Below are 21471 nucleotides of genomic sequence, written 5' to 3'. Positions count from 1 at the left end.
CTGACCGACCCGGACCACCCGCGGGCCAAGCGCCTGGTCCGCCTCGCCCTGCCCGAGGGCGTCGACTACCGCACCGCCGACCACCTCACCGTGCTCCCGGCCAACGACCCGGCCCTGGTCGAGCGCGCGGCCCGCCTGCTCGGCGCCGACCCGGAGACCGTGCTCGACATCGTGTCCCACCGGCGCACCGGCCACGCCGTCGACCGCCCGCTGACCGTGCGCGAACTCCTCACCCACCACGTCGAGTTGCAGGACCGCCCGACCGCCGCGCAGCGCGCCGTACTGGCTGACCGCAACCCCTGCCCGCCCGAACAGGCCGCCCTGCGCGCACTGCCCGACAACGACCCGCGCACCCTCCTGGACCTGATCGAGGACCACCCGGCCCTGCGCGAGGGCCTGACCTGGCCGGTGCTGCTGGAACTGCTGCCGCCGATCCGGCCCCGGCACTACTCGATCTCCTCCTCGCCGCAGTGGGACGCGACCGAGGTGGACCTGATGGTCTCGGTGCTCAGCGCCCCGGCCCGCTCCGGGCGGGGCACCTTCCGGGGCACCGGCTCCGGCCACCTCGCCCGGGTGGCCGAGGGCGACACCGTGCTGGCTCGGGTCCGGCCCTGCCGGCAGGCGTTCCGGATCGGCCACCACACCCCGGTGATCATGATCGCGGCCGGCACCGGCCTCGCCCCCTTCCGCGGCGCCGTCGCCGACCGCCGCGCCCTGCGCCACGACGGGGCCGAACTCGCCCCCGCCCTGCTGTACTTCGGCTGCGACGCGCCGGACGCCGACTACCTGCACCGGCCGGAGCTGGAGACAGCTGAGCGGGAAGGTGCCGTCTCGATGCGGCCCGCGTTCAGCGAACGGCCGCAGGACGGGCGGCGCTTCGTCCAGGACCGCATCGCGGCCGAGGCCGCCGAGGTCTGGGCGCTGCTCGAAGCCGGTGCCGAGGTGTACGTGTGCGGCGACGGCGCCCGGATGGCCCCGGGCGTGCGGGCCGCCTTCCGCGACCTGTACCGGGAACGGACACCGCAGGCCGACGAACAGCAGGCACAGGCCTGGCTGCAGGGGCTGATCGAGGCCGGCCGCTACGTCGAAGACGTCTACGCGGGCTGAGTCGACCGCCTGAGGACGGCCGTCGGCCCGCCGCGCGAGGCAGCGGGCCGACGGCCGCGGGTTCGGGAGAGGGGGCGGGGCGGGGGATCAGTACACGTTGACGCCGTACGCGGCGAGCGCCGCGTTCACCGGCTGGAAGAAGGTCGTGCCGCCCACGGTGCAGTTGCCGCTGCCGCCCGAGGTGAGGCCGAGCGCCTTGGTGCCGTCGTAGAGCGGGCCGCCCGAGTCGCCGGGCTCGGCGCAGACGTTGGTCTGGATCAGGCCGCGTACGGTGTCGCCGCCGGTGTAGCGCACGGTGGCGTTGAGCCCGGTGACCCTGCCGCTGTGGGTGCCGGTGGTCGAGCCGGTGCGCTTGACCTGCTCGCCGACGACCGCGTTCGGCGCCGAGGTGAAGCCGCCGGGGTGGCTCAGGGCGGTGTTGTCGTAGCGGACCAGCGCGTAGTCGTGGCCGGGGAAGGTCGAGGAGAGGGTCGGGCCGATCGACGTCTTGTGGGCGGCGTCGGTGAACCACTGGGAGGCGACGTTCCCGCAGTGCCCGGCGGTGAGGAGGTAGGTGTCGTGGGCGTCCTTCACGTTGAAGCCGAGCGAGCAGCGGTACTGGCCGCCGTAGATGGCGTCGCCCGCGGCGAGCAGCGGGGTGAAGGTGCCGGGGACGCGGCGGACCGTCAGGACGTACGGGTCGCCGCCGGCGGACTGCGTGATCCGGTTGAGCGCCGCCGGGGACACGGTGCTGTCGGCGGTCACCACGACGCGCCCGGCGGCCTCGTCGACGTACCACGCGGTGCCGTCGACCTCGGCGTGCAGGACGGCGTCGCTGGTGGCGGCGAGCTGTTCGGGCTCGGGGGTGCGGGTGGGGGCGGCCGCGGCGCCCGGCACGGCGACCGCGGTGGCGGTCAGCAGGCCGAGGGCGACGGCGAGCAGGCGGCTGCGGCGTCGGGTGGTGCCGGGGCGGGGGGTCCCTCGCTTGATCCTCACCGGTCTCCTCCTGGGAGCGGGCCCCTGGGGGTCGGGGGCCGTGAGGCGCGGTCAGACGGCGGGCGGACTCCGAGCGTGCTGTCCGGAAGCGCGACGGATGATCTGCCCCTGACAGGCGCTGACCGGAAGTATCAGGAAACGGACCCTTCGCTACAAGCTTCCTGACCGGGTGTCGGCGGACCCGCGCGCGGTCGGCCGAGTGCGCCGCTCCGCCGTTCGGAGGCCCGGCCCGGGCGCGGCCCGGGCGGCGACGGTTCCGGGCCCGCCGGTCGGCCCGCCGCGCTGGCGGGACGTGCGGGGCGAGCGCACGGGAGTACCCCGAGGGCGCGGGGCCGCCGGGTCGGGACCCCGGAGCGCGAGCCGGCCGGTCGTCGACCCGGCCGCGCGCCCGGCGGACCCGGAAAAGTGTTATCCGTGCGGCCCGACGGGGTCTCCCAGGTATCGGGAACGGACGCACGATGTCGCGGGTGAGGGTCCGCGGCGGGGCAGCGGAGTTCGAACAGGGGCGCTCCGCGCGGAGGCGAGGCCTCTGCCGCGTCCGTTCCCGGCGCGCCGCCGGACCGTCCCGTCCGGCCGGGCGCGCCCGGCGGTCCGCACGCTCCCCCCACGGCGGCGGACCGCCGGGGTCACCGCCGGGCGTGCGCGGCGGCCCCGGCGCGGGTCAGCCGCCAGACCTGCTCCTCGCCGCTCTCGGCCGGGGCGACCGCCTCGGCGGTGCGGCGCAGGTGCACGGTGAAGCCGAGGCGCGCCGGAACCGCGCCGCTGGCGCGGTTGGCCGGGTCGTGCACGATGTCGACGCACGCGATCCCGGGGAGGCGGAAGGCCTCGTCGACCAGGGCCGCCGCGGCACGGGTCGCCAGACCGCGCCCGGTGACGGCGGGGTGGAGCCAGTAGCCGATCTCCAGGACGTCGGCCGGGGAGTCCTCGCGGCGGTACAGCCCGGTGGCGCCCACGATGGCGCCGTCGAGCACGATCGCGTAGGCGTAGTCCTGCCCGCTCGCCCAGCGATCCGCCCTGGCACCCAGGTATTCGGCGGTCTTGGCGCGGCTGTGCTCGGCGACCCACGGCATCCACGGCCGCAGGTGCTCCAGCGACTCCTCGATGACGGTGAAGAACTCGGGGAGGTCCGCCTCGCCGGCGAAGCGGCGCAGCGTCACCTCGCCCAGGGCGATGACGGGCTGGGGGGATGCGGGGCCTGCCTGGGGTTCCGTGCGTTCCATGGGGAGAGGATGGTCCGTGCCCGTCTCACCGGGCAACCGGATTCGGTGGTTGCGGGGGCCACGGCGGGCGGCGGGCGGCACGGGTGCGGACGAGGTGGATCAGGGCGCCGAGACCGGCCGCCGCACCGGCGACGCCTAGCAGGGAGGCGTCGGTCAGCCCGAGCAGGGAGAGGTCGAAGCGCCCGCCGTCGGAGGCGTCGCCGAACTCCGGGTCCACCAGGCCGCCCGGGTCCTCGGTCACGATGACGCGCTCGCCGACGGTGTCCCCGGTGCCGCAGTCCACCGAGCTGCCGTGCCCCGGGGCGTCCTCGTAGCGCACGGAGCAGTAGTAGGAGGTCGTCTTGCCGTGGACCACCCGGATGCCGGTGACCGTTCCCGGGTGCGTGACGCCGCGCATCCCGAGCACGGTGGCCTGGGCGGTGTTCATGGCCAGCAGCGGCACGGCGACCAGCGGGCCGATCACCAGCGCCATCGACACCAGCCGCAGCGCGCCGGAGCGGCAGAGGCTGAGGAGGGCGTAGATCAGGCCGGTCGCCCCCGCGATGACCAGCACCAGCGCGGGCAGCAGCAGCCAGAGCCCGAAGGCGCCGAGCGCCCCGCCGACCGGCAGCAGGACGGCGGCGGCCGGGATCCACAGCGCCGTCAGCAGCGGACGCCGCGGCCAGGGCGGGTCGTCCTTCGAGGCCCGGCCGCGCCGCTGCCGTCGGCCCGGGGCGGAGGTGTCGCTTCGGCTCATGGCGGGAGATCCTGCCAGGTCGGCCGGCCGGCGGCGAAGCGCCTTCAGGTGCGCTCAAGGTCCCGCCCGCCCGGTCCCGGCCCCGGGGTGCTCCGCCGACGGGCGGGTCGCCCGGCCGCGAGCCCCGCCGTCCGGCCCGTGGTTCCCCGGCCCCAGGGGCGCGACCGGCTGGGGCGAGACCGTCCGAGCGCCCCGGCAGGGTGCGCGCGATGATGGTCACGACGGCGCCACGCCGTATCGACCGGACAGGGAGCGAGCCATGCCACGGCCATCCGAGGAACCGCCGTCCGAGGAGCCCCGCGAGCCCGGTGGGCGCCACGAGTCCGGTGGACACGACGAGTCCGGCGGGCTGCGCGTGGTGGTGGCCGACCAGGGCCCGGTGTGCGTCGTCACCCTCGCGGGGGAGCTGGACCACGACACGGCGGACGAGCTGCGCGCCGTGCTCGCGCGGCCGCCGGCGGCGGGCTTCGAACGGATCGTGGTCGACCTCGCGGACCTGCGGTTCTGCGACTCGACCGGGCTGAACATCCTGCTGCGCGCCCGCCTGGACGGGCAGGCCTCCGGACGCCGGCTGGAGCTGGCCGGCCCGAGCCCCGTCGTGGCGCGGCTGCTCGCGATCACCGGCGCCGACCGCGTGCTGCGGATCCACCGCGACCTCGGCACGGCGCTCGGGGCACCCGCGCCGGACCCCGCCGGGCCCGCCGACCCGCCCCCCGGGCCGGCGTGAGGGGGCCGGCCGTGGACCGTACCGGCACCGGAGAGCCACCAGGCCTGGAGCAGACCAGGCGGCTGGCGCTCGCGGGCAGCGCCGGTGCGGTGCAGCGCAGCCGCGAGTTCAGCCGGCAGGCGCTGGTGTCCTGGCACTGGCTGCCGAGTGCCGACGAGGAGGGGCGCCTGGCGGTGGAGGACGTGCTGCTGATGGTGTCGGAGCTGGTGACCAATGCGTGTCTGCACGCTCCGGGCGGTCCGCGGGAGCTGCGGCTGCGGTGGGACGGGGACCGCCTGCGGGTGGAGGTCGCGGACGCCAGCCCGGTGGTGCCGAGGCTGCGGCCGTTCGGCGATCCGGGGCGGCCCGGGGGGCACGGGCTGCGGGTGGTGGACCGGCTCTCCCGGGCCTGGGGCTCGCAGCCGGAGGACGGCGGGAAGCTGGTCTGGCTGGAGGTGCCGGCCCCGCCGGTCCGTCCCGGCGCCGACCGGCGGGGCTGACTGCCGCGCCCGCCGGTCGGGCCGTTCCCGCCGGTCGGGCCGTTCCCGCCGGTCGGGCCCGACGGTGCGGTCCGACGACGGTAGGGCGGTGAGCCCGGTGGAGGCCGACCCCGGCCGACGGCGGTGCCGCCCGCCGCGGCGCCCTCGGTGGCACAGTGGGAGCAGGGTGGCGGACCCGCCCCCGCAGCTCCGAGGTGCCCGGACGGCGCACCCCGGCCGTGCGAGTGATCCGGACGGTGAACGGATGGACGAGCACCCCGTACCCGGCGGCGCTGCCGCGGACCCCGCCGAGCAGGCGCTGCGGCAGCTCCTCGCCGGGCTGACGGCCGTGCGCGACGGGGACTTCCGCACCCGGCTCACCCCGGGCCGGCCGGGGGTGCTCGGGGAGATCGCCGAGGTCTTCAACGGCATGACCGACCAGCTGGGCCGGGTGACCTCCGAGGTGACCCGGGTGGCACGGGAGGTCGGCGGCGAGGGTCGGCTCGGCGGCCGGGCGCAGGTGCCCGACGCGACCGGGACCTGGCTGGACCTGACCGACTCGGTGAACGCGATGGCGGGCAACCTGACCTGGCAGGTGCGCAACATCGCCCAGGTGACGACGGCGGTGGCCCGCGGCGACCTCACCCAGAAGATCGAGGTGGAGGCGCGCGGCGAGATCCTGGAGCTCAAGAACACGGTCAACACCATGGTGGACACGCTCTCCTCGTTCGCGGACGAGGTGACCCGGGTCGCCCGGGAGGTCGGCACCGAGGGCCGGCTCGGCGGCCAGGCGCAGGCGCCGGGCGTCGCCGGGACGTGGCGCGACCTGACCGACTCGGTGAACGCGATGGCGGGCAACCTGACCTGGCAGGTGCGCAACATCGCCCAGGTCGCCACGGCCGTCGCCGAGGGCGACCTCACCCAGAAGATCTCCGTCGCCGCGCGCGGCGAGATCCTGGAGCTCAAGACGACCATCAACACGATGGTCGACCAGCTGTCCTCGTTCGCGGACGAGGTGACCCGGGTCGCCCGGGAGGTCGGCACCGAGGGCCGGCTCGGCGGTCAGGCGGACGTCCGGGACGTCTCCGGCACCTGGAAGGCGCTGACCGAGTCCGTCAACGTCATGGCCGACAACCTCACCGCCCAGGTCCGCGCCATCGCGTCGGTGACCACCGCCGTCGCGGAGGGCGACCTGACGCGGAAGATCCGGGTGGACGCGCGCGGCGAGATCCTGGAGCTGAAGGAGACCATGAACACGATGGTCGACCAGCTGTCCTCGTTCGCGGACGAGGTGACCCGGGTCGCCCGGGAGGTCGGCACCGAGGGGAACCTGGGCGGGCAGGCGACCGTGCGGGGCGTCTCCGGGACCTGGAAGGACCTCACCGACAACGTCAACGTGATGGCCTCCAACCTGACCGGACAGGTCCGCTCGATGTCCGAGGTGGCGACCGCCGTGGCTCGCGGCGACCTGTCCCGGAAGATCACCGTCGAGTCCAAGGGCGAGGTCGCGGCGCTCGCCGACGCGATCAACACCATGGTCGACACCCTGTCCGTCTTCGCGGACGAGGTGACCCGGGTCGCCCGGGAGGTCGGCACCGAGGGCATCCTGGGCGGCCAGGCACGGGTGCCCAACGTCGCCGGGACGTGGAAGGACCTCACCGACAACGTCAACTTCATGGCGCACAACCTGACCAGCCAGGTCCGCAACATCGCCTCCGTCACCACGGCCGTCGCCGAGGGCGACCTCACCCGCAAGATCGACGTCGACGCCCGCGGCGAGATCCTGGAGCTGAAGACCACCGTCAACACCATGGTCGACCAGCTGTCCTCGTTCGCCGCCGAAGTGACCCGGGTCGCCCGGGAGGTCGGCAGCGAGGGCCGGCTGGGCGGCCAGGCCCGGGTGGAGGGCGTTTCCGGCACCTGGAAGCGGCTCACCGAGAACGTCAACGAGCTCGCCGGCAACCTCACCCGGCAGGTCCGGGCGATCGCCGAGGTCACCGGCGCCGTCGCGGCCGGCGACCTGACCCGCTCGATCAGCGTCGACGCCTCCGGTGAGGTCGCCGACCTCAAGGACAACATCAACGCCATGGTCGGATCGCTGCGCGAGACCATTTCCGCGAACCAGGAGCAGGACTGGCTGAAGACCAACCTGGCGTACTTCTCCGCCGCCATCCAGGGCCGCCGGGACATCCGCTCCGTCGCCGAGATGATCACCGACGAGCTGACCCCTCTGGTCGGCGCCCAGTACGGTGCGTTCTTCCTCGCCGAGGAGAGCGAGGCCGGCCCCGAACTGGTCCTGATCAGCGCTTACGGCCGCCCGGCCGGGGAACAGCGGCGGCTGCGGATGGGGGAGTCCCTCGTCGGCCAGGCCGCCCGGAGCCGGCGCACCGTCACCGTCGACGGGCTGCCGCCCGGCTACGCCACCCTCGCCTCGGGCGCAGGCTCCGGCGACGCCCACTCCGTCGTGGTGCTGCCGATCGCTCTGGAGGAGTGGCTGATCGGCGTCATGGAGTTCGCCTCCGTCCACCCGTTCACCCAGGTCCACCGCGACTTCCTGGACCAGTTCGCCGAAGCCTGCGGCGTCAACATCGGCACCCTCCTCGCCAACGCCCGCACCGACGGACTGCTCGGCGAGTCCCAGCGGCTCACCGCCGAACTCCAGACCAGATCCGAGGAGTTGCAGGAAGGGCAGGAGGAACTCCGACGCTCCAACACCGAGTTGGAGGAGAAGGCCGCCCTGCTCGCCCAGCGCAACCGGGACATCGAGGCGAAGAACCTGGAGATCGAGCAGGCTCGCCAGGAACTGGAGGACCGTGCAAGGGAGTTGACCATAGCCTCGATGTACAAGTCCGAGTTCCTGGCCAACATGAGCCACGAACTGCGCACCCCGCTCAACAGCCTCCTCATCCTCGCCCAGCTGCTCGCCGAGAACGCGGGCGGGAACCTCACCCCCAAACAGGTCGAGTACGCGGGCGTGATCCACTCGGCCGGCACCGACCTGCTCCAGCTCATCAACGACATCCTCGACCTCTCCAAGGTCGAGGCCGGGAAGATGGAGCTGACCCCTGAACCCTTCGCGGTGCGCGAGCTGCTGGAGTACGTCGAGTCCGGCTTCGAACCGCTGGCCGACCAGAAGGGCCTCGCCTTCGAGGTGAGCGTCGACCGGGCCGTCCCGGAACTGATCGTCACCGACCAGGCCCGGCTGCGCCAGGTGTTGCGCAACCTGCTCTCCAACGCGGTCAAGTTCACCGACACCGGCCGGGTGGAGCTGCGCATCGAACGCGCCGAAGGAGCGGACCTGCCGCCCGAACTCGACGGCGCCGGGGCCGCGGTGGCCTTCCACGTCGAGGACACCGGGATCGGCATCGACCCGGACCACCTGGACTCCGTCTTCGGGGCCTTCCAGCAGGCCGACGGATCCACCGCGCGGCGCTACGGCGGCACCGGCCTCGGGCTGTCGATCAGCCGGGAACTCGCCCGGCTGCTCGGCGGCGCCATCACCGTCCGCTCCACCGCCGGGCAGGGCAGCTGCTTCACCCTCCACCTGCCGCTGGGCGAACCCGACCGGGGACCGGCCGACGACCCGCGGGTGCCGCCGCGGGTCCTGGTGGTCGAGCCGGACCCGCCGGCCCTGCTCACCCAGCTCGCCCGCTCCGCCGCCGCACCGGGCGGGACACCGGTCCGGGTGGACGCGGCCGGTGACGGGGCGACGCTCCGGGCCGCGCTCGCGCACGGGCCCCACCGCTGCGTCCTGATCGATCTCGCCCGCTCCGGCGACCTGGCGCCCGCCCTGGGGGAAGCGGTGGCGGCGGGCACACCGGTCCTCGGCCACGGCGGCGATGGCGAGCCGCCCCCGGGCGTGCAACGCGTCGTCGGACTGGACGACCTGCGGGAACGGGTGATCCGGCTGACCGGCGACGACCGCCCGCCGGAGGCCGCACCCGCGGAGGCCGCGCCCGCCGGGCCCGTACCCGCGGAAGCCGCATCCGCCGGGCCCGTACCCGCGGAAGCCGCATCCGCCGGGCCCGCGCCCGTGGACGAGCGGCTCGCCGGACGGACCGTCCTGATCGTCGACGACGACATCCGCAACGTCTTCGCCCTCACCGCCGCCCTGGAACAGCACGGGCTGACCGTCCTGCACGCCGCCGACGGCCGTGCCGGACTCGACCTGCTGCACGCCCACCCGGAGACCGGCCTGGTCCTGATCGACGTCATGATGCCCGGGATGGACGGCTACGCCGCCATCGAGGCGATCCGCGCCGATCCCCGCTTCGACCGGCTGCCGGTCGTCACCGTCACCGCCAAGGCGATGCCCGGGGACCGGGACCGCAGCCTGGCCGCCGGGGCGGACGACCACGTCACCAAGCCCGTCGACACCGCCAGGCTGCTCGACCGGATGCGGACCTGGCTGGACGCGCCATGACCACCGGCGGACCGGGCCGGCGCCGCCCCGGCCACGGGCAGGCCGGACCCGCCCCCACCACGACCCGACCGGGCCCGCCGTGACCGCCGCGCCGGAACCCCCGGACCGCGCCGCCCGCGCCCTGGCCGAGGCCGTCCGGCGGCTGCAGGGAGCCGCCGTCCGGAACCACGCCGAAGCGCGGACCAGGGCCGCCGTCGACCTCGCCACCGGCATCCTGGCCGAGCGGCTCGGCCTGCCGATCGCCGAGGCGGCCGCCCACCTCGCCCGGCTGGCCCGGGAAGCGGGCGTGCCGGTCGTCGCGCTCGCGGCGGACATCGCGCGCCTGCCGGACCCGGAGGCGGGCGACGTCGGCGCACACGGCGCACACGGCACACGGGAGGCACCCGGCGTCCTCGGTGCGGAAGCCGACGACGACGGGCCCGCCGCCGTCGCCCCCGAGACCGGTCCGACCGTCACGCCCGCGCTCGCCGCCGTCCCCGACCTGCAGCGCGCCGCCGAGGCCGTGCTGGACCAGACCGGAGCGACTCTCGGCGCCCGCGCCGTGGCGGTCTGGCTGGGGCTGCCCGGCGGAGCGCTCGCCCTCGCCGCACACGCCGGGCTGCCCGCCGACGAGGCCGCCGCGTGGGCCCGGGTGCCGCCCAGCGTCCGCACCCCGGCGCAGCGGGTGGTCGGCGGCGCGGCCACGGAGCTGTGGCCCGGCGAACCGGGCACCGACGCGCCGTCGGTGGGCACCGGCACGGCCCGGGCCGTCCTCCCGCTGCTCGACCGGGGCCGCCGCTCGGGCGCGCTGGAACTCGTCTGGGCCGCACCCGCCCCGCCGTTCGGACCGCCGCAGCGCCGCCGGCTCTACGCGCTCGCGGACCTCTGCGCGACCCTGCTCGGCCCTCCCGGCGACGCCGCCGCGCCCGAGGAGGCCGCCGCCCTCCTGGAGGGACTGCTCACACCCGCCCTGCTGCTGGAACCCGTCGTCCGGGACGGCCGGGCCGCGGACTTCACCATCAGGCGGGTCAACGACCGGTTCCGTGACCCGCTCGGCCGCCCCCACGACGCGCTGGAGGGCGCCTCGCTGCTGGAGACCTACCCGGTCGCCTGCGCGGCCGGCCTGCTCGACCGCCTGGTCCGCGCCCACGAGACGGGGGCGGCGCAACCGGCCGAACGCGTCCGGCTGGCCTTCCGGGGCACCGGGCCCGGCGCCCCCGCCGCCACCCCCGCCGCCGTCCTGCTCGCGGTCGTCCCGTTCGGCGGCCGGCTGCTGGTCAACTGGCGGGCGCAGGACGACCGCGGCGAGGACGACGAGTCGACCGACCTGCTGCGCCAGGCCCAGCGGCTCGCCCGGGTCGCCGGGTTCGAGGAACGGCCGGCCGAAGGCCGGATCCGCTGGAGCGAAGGGCTGCACGACCTCTACGGGCTGCCGCCGGACGCGGCGCCGGTGCCGCTGGCCCGGCTCGCCCGGCACACCCACCCGGACGACCGGCCCGCCATCCGGCGCCTGCTGGACACCGTCCGGCAGCGCCACCGCACCGCCTCGGCGGTCGTCCGCCTCGACCGGCCCGACGGCACCCACCGCTTCACCCGGGTGATCGCCGAGCCCGTGCTCGACGACCTCGGACGGCTCACCGCCATCCGCGGCGCCTACCTCGACGTGTCCGCCCAGCACTGGACGGAGGTCGCACTCGGCGCCACCCGGGAACGGCTCGCCGACATCGAGCAGGAGTCGGCCGAACGCGCCCAGCTGGCACTGCGCCTCCAGCAGGCCATCCTCCCGGCCGCACCGCCCCCGCTCGGCGTCACCGGCGTGCACGCCGCCGTCCGCTACCGCCCCGCCGCCAAGCGCGACCGGGTCGGCGGCGACTGGTACGACGTGCTGCCGCTGCCCGGCAAACGGGTGCTGCTCGCCGTCGGCGACGTGGCCGGGCACGGCGTCGGCGCGGCCACCGGCATGGTGGCGCTGCGGCACGCCCTGCGCGGCCTCGCGGTGACCGGCGCCGGCCCGGGGCGGCTGCTGGAGTGGGCCAACACCGTCGCCCTGCGCGAACCCGGACAGGTCACCGCGACCGCCGTCTGCGTGCTGCTCGACCCGGTCGGCGGCGAACTGCGCTGGGCCCGGGCCGGACACCTGCCGCCGATCCGGCTCGGCGCCGACGGAGCCCAGGTGCTGCCCCTGCCGCACGGCGTGCTGCTCGGCGCCCTGGACGACGCCCGGTACGAGGAGAGCACCGCCCGGCTCGACCCCGGGGACGTCCTGCTGCTCTACACCGACGGGCTGGTCGAACGCCGGGACCGCCCGGTCGAGGAGTCGGTGGAGCAGCTGATCCGCGCGGCCGGCGCACCCGGCCCCGACCTGGAGCAGTACCTGGACCGGCTGCTCGAACTGAGCCCCGCCGACACCGACGACGACACCTGCCTGATCGCCGTCCAGACCGAGTAGCCGGCCGGTCGCGGGCGACCGGGCCGTTACGGATCCCACGGCCCGGGTAGGCGCGACCCGTCGGGGACCGAGTTCGGAACGGAAGGGACGTCCACGGTGTTGCCGGGACTTCTGCTGGTGTCGGCGTCCGGCGCGTTCGTCGGCCTGTTGGTCGCGAACGACCCCGCCGACGGGCCCGAGCACCAGGCGACGGTCCCGGGCAACGACCTCGTGGCGCCGGAGGAACGGGCCGTCGAACAGGGCGGCAGGGAGACACCGGAACGACCGGGAGGCCGACGGCGACACCTGTTCGGACACTGACCACCACCCGTCCCACAGGCACGGAGGAGAGGCGATCCCATGTCGGGGGTCCGGCCGCCGTCCGCACGGCAGGCGCCGCAGGCACTACGGCTGCCGCTCGCGGACCGGTCCGGCGCGGCGGCCGAGGCCCGCGCCGCCACCGCCCGGTTCCTGTCCGACGTCGCGGACCGGGAGACGGTCCGCGACGCCGTGCTGCTCGTCTCCGAACTCGTCGGCAACGCGCAGCGCCACACCGCCGGACCCGGAGCGCTCCTGCTCGTCCGGGCCGACGGGGCACTGCGCATCGAGGTCAGCGACGCCAGCCCGCGCCCGCCGACACCCCGGGCGCCGTACACGTCGAACGGCGCGGGCGGCCTCGGCCTGTACCTGGTGGACCGGCTCAGCCGGCGCTGGGGCTGGCACGCCATCGGGCCGGGCAAGGCCGTCTGGTGCGAACTGCGGATCCCGCCGTAGCGGTGTCCCCGGCCCGCCCGGCGGCCGGCCTGACGGACCTTCGGTCCGCTGCGGCTCGGCCCGGTCCCGTCCGGCCCACTACCGCTCGCCGACCCCCGGCAGCACCGGCTTCACGTCCAGCACCGGGGTCCCGTCGATCGCCTCCAGGCCGCTGACCCGCAGCCGCAGGCCGTCCACGGCCAGGACGGTCACCCGGTGCAGCCCGATCGGGTTCGGCCGGTCCGGCGAGCGGGTCGCGAACACCCCGGTCTCCGGCCGGGACCGGTCCCCGCGCGGATGCACCGCCAGGACCTCCCGGTCGGCCCGGTCCAGCCAGGTCAGCAGCAGCACCTCCTGCCCGGCCGTCAGGTCCCGCAGCCCCCGCTCCACCGGAGCGTCGAACACCAGCCAGGCCTCCGGCCCGCCCTCGTCCCCCTGCCGGGGCGCCCCCGCCCGCGCCGTCAACGGCGACTCCACCCGCCCGATCGCCCGCACCTCGAAACACCGCTCCTGCTCGCCCTGTCCGCTCATCGCGCCCTCCGTGCGCCGGGGTATCCGTCCGTGAGCACCGTAACGCGGTGTGTCCGAATGTCGGTGATCCGGTGCAGACTGGAGTTTCCCTCTCGTGGTTGATGGCAGAGATGAGACGCCATGAACGAGTACGACGGTGAACTCCCCCCTCGCAACCCGGTCTTCAGTACCGAACTCGACCGCCTCCTCGACCTCGACCGAGCCGACCTCGGAGTCCCCGAGCACCCCGGCCTGTGGGAGCGGCTGCGCGCCGACCGGCGGCCGGTCGCCCGGCGCGGACTGCTCTGCCCCACCTGCCTCGACGCCCGCCCCGGCCGGCCGGAGTGGATGTACCTGTCGCTCCGTCAGGGGCGGCGCATCGCCGGCCACCACAACCCGCGCCGCCGCGCCCACCACGAACCGCGCCGCGCGGAGCGCGAGGCCTACCAGGAGCGCTACGCCCGCGCCGCCGCGCGCGACGGGCACGCCGTCGAGATCGAGCCCCGCGCGGCCGACGGCCGCTGCCGCGCCGCCGTCCTGGTCACCGGCGCGGACGGCCGCCGCTTCGGCTTCGAACCCCAACTGTCCTACGTCAGCGCCCGGTTCGTACGGCGGCGGGACCGGATCGCGCGGCAGGACGGCATCACCGCGGTCTGGCACACCGTCGACCCGAAGGCGCCGCTGATCGACCGGGTCCCGTGGGCGCGCACCGACGACCTGCCGGCGCAGGCCATCCGGGAGGGCCGCGACCTGCTGGTGCGCGGCGGCGTGCGTCGGCTGCGGCTGCTGAAGTGCGACCACACCGCGCCGGGGCCCTGCCCGGTGCGCGGCGGCGGCCGTTGCCACCGCTGGCACCCGAACTGGGAGGTGCTCGTCCCGCGGATCGACGACTTCGTGCGCCGCGTCGCCGGCGGCGTCTACGTCCCGGTCACGCTGCGCACCGCCGCCGACGGCACGCTGCGCTTCTGGGCGCCCGAGCAGGACCGGCGGCGGTACGTCGCGAACGGCGGAGCCCTCGCGGAGCCGGTCACCCGGCCGTCGATCCCCCGGCAGCGCGGCAGTTCGACCGGACGGCGGGAGGTCGAGTGCGTCCGGGTCCGCGAACCGCGGCACCACGCGCCGGTCCCGCTGCTGCCGCCCCGGGACACGGGCGAGCCGTACGTCGCGGCCGTGACGGTGGACACGCCCCTGTCCGCTCACCGGGTCATCCCGCCGGTGCGCGCGGGCCACTGCGCGGCCGGGCGGATCCCCTGCGGCGTGCCGGGGGCCCGGCTGTACCCGGGCGGCTGGTTCTGCGACGACCACCGGCCGGGGGCACCACGGTGACCGCACCCGGCCCGGGGCGTGGGGTCGACGGCCCCGTGCGGGACACTGCCCGGCACCGGTCCGGCTGCACCGGCTCACCCCGGGCGTACCGGAGCTCCTGGCGCAGACTCCGACCGGTGGTCGTTCCGCTGTACGACTAATCCACCCCTGCGGGTGGTGCGGGCGTATCGCTGCCGTCGTGCGCCGGGCCGCACGCCTATAAAGGGCCCGTCCTGTTGATCAACTGATGGGTTCTCACCATGGTGCAAGCCGTCCTGCGGGTACTCGCCGCAGCCTCGCTCGCCTCCGCGCTCTCCGCCGTCGCCGTCGCCCCGGCCGCGGCCGTCTCCCCGGCGGTACCCGCCGCGCGGGCGGCCGCGGACGACGACCTGACCACCCCCTGCGGTCCCGTCCGCGACTACCGGGCCTCGGACTGGTGGCGCACGACGACCGAGCCGCAGATCGCCCAGCCGGTCGCCTCCACCGCGACGAACGAACGCTGGCAGTGGCGCTACGACGTCAACACCCTGTGGCGCGGCGACACCCGGGAGAATGTGGAGGACATCTTCCGCACCGGCTTCACCCCCCGGGGCGACCAGGTCACTCCGCTCGCCGAGTACATCGTCCAGGGCGGCGGGCAGAACAGTGCGCACCTCAGCACCAGTTGCGAGATGTGGGTGGCCCAGAAGTTCGCCACGTACGGGGCCGCCAAGACGGGCTGGGTCTACGAGATCTACGCCCCCGGCGGCATCGACGTCAACGCGACCGCCCGGCTCAACGACTACCAGTCCCCCTACCTCTGGAACAAGGAGATCGACTTCCCCGGCGGGGTCGAGGGCCGGTACCTCAAGGGTGCCTGCAAGTACCACCTGACGTACACCGACCCGGACACGAAGGTCAGCACCTTCGAGAACCTCGGCTGCAAGACCAACGCCGACTTCGCGCCCTTCAAGTAGCAGCCGGCCGTCCGACACCGCCGTCGGGCGGCCTCAGCGCGTGCCGACCGGGGGAAGCCGCTCCAGGATCCGCTCCATGCCGCTGGTCCAGTTGGCCTCCAGGGCGGTGACGGCCTGTTCCATGTCGCCGTCGAGGAGGCACTGGGCGATTCGCTCGTGCTCCTCGGCGGCGCGTTCGAGGATCCCGTGGTCGCCGACCACCACGCGCTCGTAGCGGTGCAGGGTCAGCTTCAGCGAGTCGATCATCTCGCGCAGCCGGGTGTTGGCGCAGCCGGAGAGCAGCAGCGCGTGCCAGGCGTCGTCGTAGCGCTCTATGGTGCCGTGCGGGGCCTGCGGTGCGGAGAACGCGCGGGCCTCGGCCAGCAGCCGGGGGGCGATCGCGGACAGGTGCGCCGGGTCGGAGGTGCGCAGGGCCAGCGACTCCAGGGCGATCAGGATCGCGGTGAGGTCCAGGAACTCCTGCTTGCCGGTGGGGGCGAAGCGGAAGCCCTTGCCGCGTTCGCTGGTGATGATTCCCTCGCGCTCCAGGCTGATCAGGGCCTCGCGCAGCGGGGTCCGGCTGACGCCCAGTTCCTCGGCGAGCTGGACCTCGTTGATCGACTCGCCGGGGGTGAACCGGCCGCGGCCGAGCTGCTCCAGGAGTTCGTCCTTCACCTGCTCGCGCAGCGGACGCCGCTCGATCGCCATCGGGCTTCCCTTCTTTCCGGTTCCGTAGCGTACCGGCCGGGCGACCGGTGCTTTCGCCCGGCCGCCGGACGACCGTGGGGCTGTGCGGTGTGCGGTGTGCGGTGTGCGGTGTCGCGTGCCGTGCGCCGAGGGCTCAGGCGGTGCCGGCGCCGTCGACGGCGATGACCGCGCCGCTGACGAAGGCGGCGGCGTCGCTCGCCAGGAAGGCGACGGTCTGGGCGATGTCGCGGGGCCGGCCGATCCGGCCGAGCGGGCGGTCGGCGGCGTCGGCGTAGAAGGCGTCCGCGCTCTCGCCGAGCTGGCGGGCCTCCTCGGCGAGCATGCCGGTGTCGGTGTCCCCGGGGCAGACGCAGTTGACCCGGATGTTGTCGGGTCCGTGGTCGATGGCCATGGCCCGGGTCATGTTGACCACGGCGCCCTTGGAGGCGCAGTACGAGACGGCCCGGCCGCCGCCCCTGATGCCCCAGCCGGAGCCGGTGTTGACGATGCTGCCGCCGCCGGCCGCGGCCATCAGCGGCACGACCAGCCCGCTGAGCAGCATGACCGAGCGGACGTTGACGGCCATCACCAGGTCCCAGTCCTCGTCGGTGATCCCGGTGACGGTGGACCGGCGGATGATGCCCGCGTTGTTGAACAGCACGTCCACGCCGCCGTGGTGGTCGACGGCGGTACGCACGGCCCGTTCGCAGTCGGCGCGCCGGGAGACGTCGCCGTGCACGAAGGTGCCGCCGATCTTCTGGGCGGCACTTTCGCCGCGCGCGGCGTCGACGTCGACGAGGACGACAGCCGCGCCGAGTTCGGCGAGCAGGGCGGCGGTGGCGCGGCCGATGCCGGAGGCGGCGCCGGTGACGATCGCGCGCTTTCCGTGCAGGTCGATCATGGGGGAGCTCCTCTACGGGTCGGAATCAGGCGGATCAGGCGGGCGGATCGGTCAACCGGATCAGGCGGATCAGGCGGGCGGATCGGTCAGGCGGAGAGGCGGTAGACGGCGCAGGATCCGCGGCCGGTGATCACCCGGACGTGCCCGGAGAGGGCGTCGTCCAGCGCGGGGTCGCCGGTGTCCAGGAGCAGCGGGCGGCCGGCGAGGGCGGCGAGCTTGGCCTCGGTGGCGAGGACGAGCAGCCGCTCCCGGCCCGCGGCGCGCAGCAGTCCAGGGGTGAGCTGCTGGTTGCCGCGCCCGAGCAGGAAGCCCTGGCCGCCGATGGGGGAGAGGGCGATCCAGGGGGTGGCGGGCAGGGCGCGCAGCTGGTCGGCGCGGGCGTCCCGGAGCAGCACGCGGGCGGTGCGGCCGGCCCGCAGCCGCAGCAGGTCCACGCCGGTGAGGCTGGCGTGCGGCGCGCCGAGCGCGGTGGCGACGGCGTGGGTGGTGCTGCCGGGGCCGAGGACCAGCAGCCCGTCCGGGCCGACCCGTTCGGCGACCTCGGCGGCGAGTCCGGCCGGTGCGGCCGGGTCGGGTCCGGCGCTGCCGGTCTTGCGCTGCTGGACCCGTTCGGGCAGCACCGGGACGGTGAGCCGACCGTACAGCCGGGCGGAGACCCGGCCCTCGCGCAGCGCGGCCTCGTCGCGGTCCACCACCTCGGCGGGCTCCAGCCGCACGCCGCGCCCGGCCGCCCAGGCGGTGGCCACCTCGGCGGCCGCGCGGGGGTGGACGGCGAAGACGGCGGAGTGCATCTTGACCCCGGCCGGGATCCCGAGGACGGGCAGCCGGGGCTCGGGGCCGAGCGCGTCGAGGACGTCGCGGGCGGTTCCGTCGCCGCCACAGAACAGCAGCAGCCGGGCGCCGGCCGCGACCAGGGCGCGGACCGCCGCGCGGGTGTCGGCGGCGGTGGTGTCCGGTCCGGCGGGCCGGTGAACGGTCCGGGCGGGCAGGCCGGCCGCCGTGGCGGCGTCGGCGCCCATCGGCCCGGCGGCGGTGATCAGTTCCACCGGGGGGAGGTGCCGGAGGGTGAGCGACGCCCTCAGGACCGCCTCCGGCCGGGCCCCGAGTTCCCGGGCCCGCCGCTGGACATCGGCGCCGTCGCTGCCCTTGAGGCCGACCCGGCCGCCGAGACCGGCGACCGGGTTGACCACGAGTCCGACCAAGGGTCCGGTCACGGCTGTTCGGGCCGTTCCGCGTGCTCGGTCTGCCCCGTCTGCCCCGTCTGCCCGGCCTGTTCGGCCTGCTCAGCGTGCTCCGCGTGCCCGGGCCGCCCGGCCTGTTCGGTCTGCTCGCCGAGGACCTTGCGGCGGTAGGCGCGCCAGCTGACGGCCCAGACCGCCGGGTCGTCCAGCGACTCGGGCCGGACCCGGTGGACAGTGGAGCGGTGCGGTGCGGTGCGGACGGTCTCCGGGTCCTCGTACGCCTCGCGGGCGACCTCGGCGAGGATCGCCGCGTACTCGTCCAGGTCGGCCCGGGAGTAGGACTCGGTGGGTTCCAGGGTCATCGGCTCGGGCACGACGTACGGGTGGTGGCTGGTCCAGTAGTGGGTGCCGAAGTCGGCGGCGCGGTGGCCGAGGTCCTCGCTGTGCAGTCCGGTGTCCTCGTTGAGCCGCTGCCAGCTGTACCGGACCTGTTCGACCCGGGGCCGTCCCTCGGCGTACGGCACGGACACCCCGGGGATCCGCCGGACCCGGTGCAGCAGGTAGTTGTTGTTGAGCACGGCGGTCTCGGCGGCCTCGCGCAGGCCTTCGGCGCCGAGCGACATGATCCAGGCGTAGGCGCGCACCAGGTTGGGGACGACGCCGAGGTACGGGCGGACTTTGCCGATGGACTCCGGCCGGTCGTGGTCGAGCCGGTACCGTCCGCCGTCGAACTCGACCGTGGGGCACGGCAGGTAGGGAGCGAGTTCGGCGGTGACGCCGCAGGCGCCGGCCGCCGGGCCGCCGCAGGCGTGCGGGGTGGAGAAGGTCTTGTGCAGGTTGAAGTGGCACAGGTCGAAGCCGGCTTCGCGGGCCCGGGTGATCCCGAGGATGCCGTTGGCGTTGGCCTGGTCGTAGGCGCACAGGCCGCCGGCCTCGTGGACGATCCGGACGAACTCGGCGATCCGGGGGTTGTAGATGCCGGTGTCCTCGGGGTTGGTGATGAGCAGCGCCGCGGTGCGCGGGCCGACGGCGGCGCGCAGCGCGTCGATGTCGGGGTAGCCGTCGGCGTCCGGGTGCAGGGTGATCACCCGGTAGCCGGCGGTCTTGGCGCAGGCCGCGTTGGAGGGGTGGGAGAAGGCGGTGGTGATGACCTCGTCGCGCCGGTCGCCCTCGCCGCGGGCGGCGTGGTGGGCGCGGATGACGGAGACGTTGGTCCAGATCGCGGCGGAGCCGGCGCCGGGCTGCAGGCTGACCCGGTCCATGCCGGAGAGTTCCTTGAGCAACTGCTCCAGCCGGTGGACGAGTTCGAGCACGCCCTGGACGGTCGAGGCGTCCTGGGCGGGGTGCAGCGCGGCGATCCTGGGGTCGCGGACGAAGGTGTCGTTGACCTTGGGGCTGTACTTCATGGTGCAGGTGCCCTGTCCGACGTCGACGTTGAGGTCGGCGCCGAGGTTCTCCTGGGAGAGCCGCAGGTAGTGCCGGAGCACCTGCTGCTGGCCGAGTTCGGGCAGTGCGGGCGGTGTTTGGCGCCGCAGGGCGGCGGGCAGCCGGTCGGCCGGGTCGCCGACGGCGGCGGTGACGGCGGGCTCGGGCAGTGGGGGCAGGACGCCGCGCTCGCCGGGGGAGCCCAGTTCGAAGACCAGCTTCTCGTCCCAGCGGGCCTGGTGGAAGCGGCGCAGCGCGGGTTTGGGGGCGATCCTGGGGTCGACCGGCGCGTGCTGCTGATGATTCGTCACTTCACGATCTCCTCAAGGGCGTCGGCGAGGTGGTCGAGGTCGGCCCGGGTGTGCTGCTCGGTCACGCAGTACCGGCCCTCGTGCGTCCCGGCCGGGGTGCCGCCGTGCAGGCCGCGGGCGAGCAGGGCGTCGGAGACCTCGGCGGCGGTGTGCCCGCCGGTGTAGCGGACGGTGAAGTCGGCGAAGTGGACGGCGCCGGGGTCGTCGAGTTCGACGCCGGGGACCTGCGCCAGGCGCTGCCGGGCGTAGGCGGTGTGGGCGAGGACGGTCCCGCCGATCTCGCGCATGCCCTGCGGGCCCATGAGCGCGAGGTAGACCCCTGCGGCGATGCCGTGCAGGGCGGCGGCGGTGCCGACCCACTCCTTGCCCTCTTCGCGCAGCGCGAAGGAGGTGCGGTCGTACGCGACGTCGCCGAAGCCGTACTCGCCGGGGACGTCGGTGGGGGCGAGGCCGAAGAGGCGGCTCGGGTACTCGGCGACCAGGCGTTCGTCGTCGGGGCTGCCGATGAAGCCCGCGTTGCCGCCGCCGAAGCTCGGGTGGATGCCGAGCGGCTGGAGGTCGCCGCAGGTGAGGTCGGCGCCGAGGTCGGCGGGCGGGCTGAGCACCCCGAGACTCAGCGGGTTGACCTGGGCCACGGCCAATGCTCCGGCCGCGTGGGCGAGTTGGACGTAGTCCGGGAGCGCCGGGTCGATCCGGCCGCGGTGGTCGGTGAGTTGGGCGTACACGGCGGCCACGTCGCCGTCCGCGAGTGCGGCCCGGACGGCCGCCGGCTCGGCGGCCACCGGGTGGAGCTCGTGCACGCCCCGGGTGTAGTCGTGGATCCGGGAGAGCCGGTCCGGGTCGATCGCGCCGACCAGCAGCAGCCGGCGCCGCCCGGTGGCCCGTCCGGCCATCCGCAGGGCGGTCGCGGCGGCCTGGAACCCGTCGTACGTCGGCACGTTGACGACGTCGACGGCGAGCAGTTCGGCCATCAGCGACTGGTACTCCCACAGGGCCTGGAAGCGGCCGTGGTCCTCGTAGGGCTCGCCCGCGTAGGCGGTGAGGAACTCGCTGCGGTTGACGATCTCGTCCACCACGGCGGGCACGTGGTGGCGGTAGCAGCCGGCGCCGAGGAAGCTGCGGCCGGGCGGGACGGCGGTGTTGCGGGAGAGCAGGTCCTCCAGGTGGGCGACCAGCCGGGCCTCGGAGTCGAAGGGTTCGGGGAGTCGCAGTGGGCGGTCCAGCCGGAGCGCGGCGGGGATGTCGGCGTAGAACTCCTCGACGTGCTGTGCGCCGACCGCCGCCAGCATCGCCCTCCGCACCTGCGGGGCGGAGTTGGGGATGTACGGGTGGGTTCGGGGAACGCGTGTGCTCATGCCGGCACCTTCCGCGATTTCCGTCACAAGCCTTGACGGTCTTGTGAATGCTGAG

Annotated in this window: 17 protein-coding genes and 1 pseudogene; 9 read left to right on the top strand and 9 right to left on the bottom strand. The window is 75.1% G+C overall.

The features are described 5' to 3' along the window. A pseudogene (locus AB0D10_RS36760) lies at positions 1–1107 on the top strand (reductase); the annotation flags it as partial. 87 nt (positions 1108–1194) lie between these two features. Here AB0D10_RS36760 and AB0D10_RS36755 read toward each other — a convergent pair. The 3 genes from AB0D10_RS36755 to AB0D10_RS36745 all read right to left on the bottom strand — a co-directional run bounded on the left by AB0D10_RS36755 (position 1195) and on the right by AB0D10_RS36745 (position 4038). Further along, positions 1195–2082, bottom strand: a complete 888-nt coding sequence (locus AB0D10_RS36755; RefSeq protein WP_360264268.1) for a S1 family peptidase — start codon at positions 2080–2082, stop codon at positions 1195–1197. Between the two features lie 626 nt (positions 2083–2708). Further along, positions 2709–3302 (bottom strand): GNAT family N-acetyltransferase, encoded by a 594-nt coding sequence (locus AB0D10_RS36750; RefSeq protein WP_360264265.1) that lies wholly within the window; start codon positions 3300–3302, stop codon positions 2709–2711. A 25-nt stretch (positions 3303–3327) separates the two neighbouring features. Further along, on the bottom strand, positions 3328–4038 hold the full coding sequence (locus AB0D10_RS36745) for a hypothetical protein (protein ID WP_360264262.1): 711 nt from the start codon (positions 4036–4038) through the stop codon (positions 3328–3330). A 259-nt stretch (positions 4039–4297) separates the two neighbouring features. Between AB0D10_RS36745 and AB0D10_RS36740 the strand changes: the two genes are divergently transcribed. From AB0D10_RS36740 to AB0D10_RS36715, 6 genes are all read left to right on the top strand, one after another. Beyond that, positions 4298–4765: an STAS domain-containing protein gene (locus tag AB0D10_RS36740; protein WP_360264259.1), complete on the top strand. Its 468-nt coding sequence runs from the start codon at positions 4298–4300 to the stop codon at positions 4763–4765. A gap of 11 nt (positions 4766–4776) precedes the next feature. Further along, entirely contained in the window at positions 4777–5244 is a 468-nt protein-coding gene (locus AB0D10_RS36735) for an ATP-binding protein (RefSeq protein WP_360264256.1), read from the top strand. A 244-nt stretch (positions 5245–5488) separates the two neighbouring features. Further along, on the top strand, positions 5489–9646 hold the full coding sequence (locus AB0D10_RS36730) for a HAMP domain-containing protein (RefSeq protein ID WP_360264253.1): 4158 nt from the start codon (positions 5489–5491) through the stop codon (positions 9644–9646). Positions 9647–9725: 79 nt separating this feature from the next. After that, positions 9726–12074 (top strand): SpoIIE family protein phosphatase, encoded by a 2349-nt coding sequence (locus tag AB0D10_RS36725; RefSeq protein WP_360264251.1) that lies wholly within the window; start codon positions 9726–9728, stop codon positions 12072–12074. Positions 12075–12170: 96 nt separating this feature from the next. Beyond that, the gene (locus tag AB0D10_RS36720) at positions 12171–12374 is read left to right on the top strand and encodes a hypothetical protein (protein WP_360264248.1); all 204 of its coding nucleotides are present in this window, start codon (positions 12171–12173) and stop codon (positions 12372–12374) included. A gap of 39 nt (positions 12375–12413) precedes the next feature. Then, positions 12414–12827, top strand: coding sequence for an ATP-binding protein (locus tag AB0D10_RS36715; RefSeq protein ID WP_360264245.1), 414 nt, complete (start codon positions 12414–12416; stop codon positions 12825–12827). A gap of 78 nt (positions 12828–12905) precedes the next feature. Here AB0D10_RS36715 and tsaA read toward each other — a convergent pair whose 3' ends face one another. Next, positions 12906–13337: a tRNA (N6-threonylcarbamoyladenosine(37)-N6)-methyltransferase TrmO gene (gene tsaA, locus AB0D10_RS36710; protein ID WP_360264242.1), complete on the bottom strand. Its 432-nt coding sequence runs from the start codon at positions 13335–13337 to the stop codon at positions 12906–12908. 120 nt (positions 13338–13457) lie between these two features. On the opposite strand from tsaA, the gene AB0D10_RS36705 reads away from it, so the two are divergent. Continuing rightward, on the top strand, positions 13458–14642 hold the full coding sequence (locus AB0D10_RS36705) for a hypothetical protein (RefSeq protein ID WP_360264239.1): 1185 nt from the start codon (positions 13458–13460) through the stop codon (positions 14640–14642). A gap of 239 nt (positions 14643–14881) precedes the next feature. Further along, positions 14882–15577 (top strand): hypothetical protein, encoded by a 696-nt coding sequence (locus AB0D10_RS36700; RefSeq protein WP_360264237.1) that lies wholly within the window; start codon positions 14882–14884, stop codon positions 15575–15577. Positions 15578–15610: 33 nt separating this feature from the next. Here AB0D10_RS36700 and AB0D10_RS36695 read toward each other — a convergent pair whose 3' ends face one another. The 5 genes from AB0D10_RS36695 to gcvPA form a co-directional block, all read right to left on the bottom strand. After that, positions 15611–16264, bottom strand: coding sequence for a GntR family transcriptional regulator (locus tag AB0D10_RS36695; RefSeq protein ID WP_360264235.1), 654 nt, complete (start codon positions 16262–16264; stop codon positions 15611–15613). Between the two features lie 133 nt (positions 16265–16397). Next, positions 16398–17144 (bottom strand): SDR family NAD(P)-dependent oxidoreductase, encoded by a 747-nt coding sequence (locus tag AB0D10_RS36690; protein ID WP_360264232.1) that lies wholly within the window; start codon positions 17142–17144, stop codon positions 16398–16400. 86 nt (positions 17145–17230) lie between these two features. Then, positions 17231–18358: an NAD(+)/NADH kinase gene (locus tag AB0D10_RS36685; protein WP_360264229.1), complete on the bottom strand. Its 1128-nt coding sequence runs from the start codon at positions 18356–18358 to the stop codon at positions 17231–17233. Then, positions 18355–20061, bottom strand: coding sequence for an aminomethyl-transferring glycine dehydrogenase subunit GcvPB (gcvPB, locus tag AB0D10_RS36680; protein ID WP_360264227.1), 1707 nt, complete (start codon positions 20059–20061; stop codon positions 18355–18357). The genes AB0D10_RS36685 and gcvPB overlap by 4 nt, the downstream gene beginning before the upstream one ends. Beyond that, complete coding sequence (gcvPA, locus tag AB0D10_RS36675; RefSeq protein ID WP_360264225.1) at positions 20058–21416, bottom strand: aminomethyl-transferring glycine dehydrogenase subunit GcvPA; 1359 nt, start codon at positions 21414–21416, stop codon at positions 20058–20060. The genes gcvPB and gcvPA overlap by 4 nt, the downstream gene beginning before the upstream one ends. Positions 21417–21471 lie beyond the last annotated feature (55 nt).

Origin of the sequence: Kitasatospora sp. NPDC048545, assembly GCF_040651155.1 — a bacterium.
Taxonomy (GTDB): Bacteria; Actinomycetota; Actinomycetes; order Streptomycetales; family Streptomycetaceae; genus Kitasatospora.
Note: the sequence above shows the minus strand (reverse complement) of the source record. Positions and strands in the feature narration are given on the sequence as shown.

Bases quoted from the DNA above. Each gene is read 5' to 3' on its own strand.
- AB0D10_RS36750 (WP_360264265.1), bottom strand. From the start codon at position 3,302: ATGGAACGCACGGAACCCCAGGCAGGCCCCGCATCCCCCCAGCCCGTC.
- AB0D10_RS36745 (WP_360264262.1), bottom strand. From the start codon at position 4,038: ATGAGCCGAAGCGACACCTCCGCCCCGGGCCGACGGCAGCGGCGCGGC.
- AB0D10_RS36740 (WP_360264259.1), top strand. From the start codon at position 4,298: ATGCCACGGCCATCCGAGGAACCGCCGTCCGAGGAGCCCCGCGAGCCC.
- AB0D10_RS36730 (WP_360264253.1), top strand. From the start codon at position 5,489: ATGGACGAGCACCCCGTACCCGGCGGCGCTGCCGCGGACCCCGCCGAG.
- AB0D10_RS36715 (WP_360264245.1), top strand. From the start codon at position 12,414: ATGTCGGGGGTCCGGCCGCCGTCCGCACGGCAGGCGCCGCAGGCACTA.
- tsaA (WP_360264242.1), bottom strand. From the start codon at position 13,337: ATGAGCGGACAGGGCGAGCAGGAGCGGTGTTTCGAGGTGCGGGCGATC.
- AB0D10_RS36705 (WP_360264239.1), top strand. From the start codon at position 13,458: ATGAACGAGTACGACGGTGAACTCCCCCCTCGCAACCCGGTCTTCAGT.
- AB0D10_RS36700 (WP_360264237.1), top strand. From the start codon at position 14,882: ATGGTGCAAGCCGTCCTGCGGGTACTCGCCGCAGCCTCGCTCGCCTCC.
- AB0D10_RS36695 (WP_360264235.1), bottom strand. From the start codon at position 16,264: ATGGCGATCGAGCGGCGTCCGCTGCGCGAGCAGGTGAAGGACGAACTC.
- AB0D10_RS36690 (WP_360264232.1), bottom strand. From the start codon at position 17,144: ATGATCGACCTGCACGGAAAGCGCGCGATCGTCACCGGCGCCGCCTCC.
- gcvPA (WP_360264225.1), bottom strand. From the start codon at position 21,416: ATGAGCACACGCGTTCCCCGAACCCACCCGTACATCCCCAACTCCGCC.